Annotated in this window: 2 protein-coding genes and 1 pseudogene; all 3 read right to left on the bottom strand. The window is 67.6% G+C overall.

Features of this window, described 5'->3' with window-relative positions:
• Positions 1-148 precede the first annotated feature (148 nt).
• Complete coding sequence (locus tag AB0J78_RS33360; protein WP_363796051.1) at positions 149-421, bottom strand: hypothetical protein; 273 nt, start codon at positions 419-421, stop codon at positions 149-151.
• A gap of 147 nt (positions 422-568) precedes the next feature.
• Entirely contained in the window at positions 569-1,312 is a 744-nt protein-coding gene (gene rpe / locus AB0J78_RS33365; RefSeq protein WP_363796053.1) for a ribulose-phosphate 3-epimerase, read from the bottom strand.
• A 253-nt stretch (positions 1,313-1,565) separates the two neighbouring features.
• Positions 1,566-1,877, bottom strand: a pseudogene (locus AB0J78_RS33370) (3-hexulose-6-phosphate synthase); the annotation flags it as partial.

Below are 1,877 nucleotides of genomic sequence, written 5' to 3' on the forward strand. Positions count from 1 at the left end.
TCGTCGGGCAGGTGTGCGGTGGTCAACCGGTCGAGCTCGTCGCTCACCCGGTAGTGGGCGGTGGTTTCGTTCGCGGTCATGGACGCGCACTCCTGGTGGTCTGGGTTGCTCGCGGTGTTTCGGGAGTCGGTGTTGGGACGTGGCCGCCTCAGGCGGGCCACATCCGGGAGAGCTCGGGATGGTCGTCGTCGACCAAGCGATGTGCCAAGGCGATCGCCTCGTTTCGATCGGCCTTGTCGAGTGCCGGCTCGGCCCTGGCGATGCCCTCGAAGACGCTGGCCAGGCCCTCTGCTGCAGTCGGGGACATGCTGTCGTCGCCGCCGACGCCGCGCACGTACCGCCGCCGCATCACCGCCGCGGCGTCCAGCAGCAGGGAGTGCTGAGCTTCCAGCAAATCCCTCTCGCTGTTGAAGGTCTCCATTTCACTACCCCTTTCACCCACCGCACGTCGCGGTGAACTCCCTTGGCGAGGCTTCTGATCGGCACCGTCTCGCGGTGCCGGGGCTGACGGCGCAGCACGTGGCCGCTCCGCTGGTGCGGGGAGGCGCCGTCGAAGCAGATCGGTCGATCAGGACGCGGGCGCCGACTGGGTCATGGCGGCGTGCAGCTCGGCCACTGCCGTTCGCTTCCCGCGCGGGTGCGACAGCACGGCCGAACCGGCGACGAGGAGTTCTGCGCCCGCGTACCACGCGGACCGTGCGGTGGTGGTCGAAATCCCTCCGTCCACCTCGATCTTCACCGGGCTCCCGGACAGGTCGACCAACGCGCGCATCTCCGCGACCTTGTCCTCCATCGCGGCGATGTACTTCTGCCCGCCGAAGCCAGGGTTGACCGTCATGATCACGATCTGGTCGATCCGGTCGAGCACGTGGCGGACGAAGTCGAGCGGGGTCGACGGGTTGACGGCGACACCCGCTTTCGCATCGAGGTCGCGGATCGTGGACAGCGTCCGATGCAGATGCGCGCAGGTCTCGGCGTGCACGATGATGGTCTCGCACCCGGCGGCGGCGAAGTCGGCGATCACCGGGTCCGGGTCCTGCACCATGAGGTGCGCTTCGAACGGCAGGCGGCTGTACTTGCGGCACGCGGCCACGACATCCGGGCCGAACGTCATGTTGGGGACGAAGCGCCTGTCCATGACGTCCCACTGGATGCGGCCCACCCCAGCATCGGTGAGGTCGGCGACCTCATCACCGAGTCGCGCGTAGTCGGCGCCGAGGACTGAGCCCACGATCACCGGTTCCTTCATCGACCAGCTCGGTGCGGAATGCCGTGGTTCTGCGCGCAGCGGCTTGTTCGGTTCGTCAACCATCAAGCGCTCCTCCCGATCATGTGTCCGGAATTCCTGTTCCCGATTCCCGGCTGAGTGGGACAACTCCGGACAACGCGTCCAGCCGGGCAACAGCCGTGATGGCATGTCGTTCGTGATTGCGAAATGATTGGTTTCCGGCCGGCCCGAATTCGGGCCGGCCGGAGAGGGCTGGCACAGGCGTTAGGGGCCGCGGAGAAATGGCCCGGCCCTCCACCTCGTGCCGAGTGCGTGCTCGAAAGCGGTTTTCGCTCGGTCAGCGGATGAGGCTCTTGAGGTTCTTCGCGGCCGCGGCCGGGTCCTTCGCGCTGTAGATCGCGCCACCGGCGACCGCGACGGTCGCCCCGGAGTCCTGCACCGCCGCGATGGATTCGGCCTTGATGCCACCGGCGATGGAGAACGGGACGCCGGCCTGCTTTCCGTCGTCGAGCAGGGTCTGGATCGTGTAGCCGGGCTTGGCCTGCTCGTCGAGTCCGGCGTGGATCTCGACGAAGGACACGCCCATCTTCGAGACCTCGCGGATGCGGGCGACCCGGTCGGCCACGACGGTGATCATGTCGGCGACGAC

It is taken from the genome of Saccharopolyspora sp. NPDC049426, assembly GCF_040676935.1.
Taxonomy (GTDB): domain Bacteria; phylum Actinomycetota; class Actinomycetes; order Mycobacteriales; family Pseudonocardiaceae; genus Saccharopolyspora.

Coding starts and splice junctions, on each gene's coding strand:
- rpe (WP_363796053.1), bottom strand. CDS start 1,312: ATGGTTGACGAACCGAACAAGCCGCTGCGCGCAGAACCACGGCATTCC.
- AB0J78_RS33360 (WP_363796051.1), bottom strand. CDS start 421: ATGGAGACCTTCAACAGCGAGAGGGATTTGCTGGAAGCTCAGCACTCC.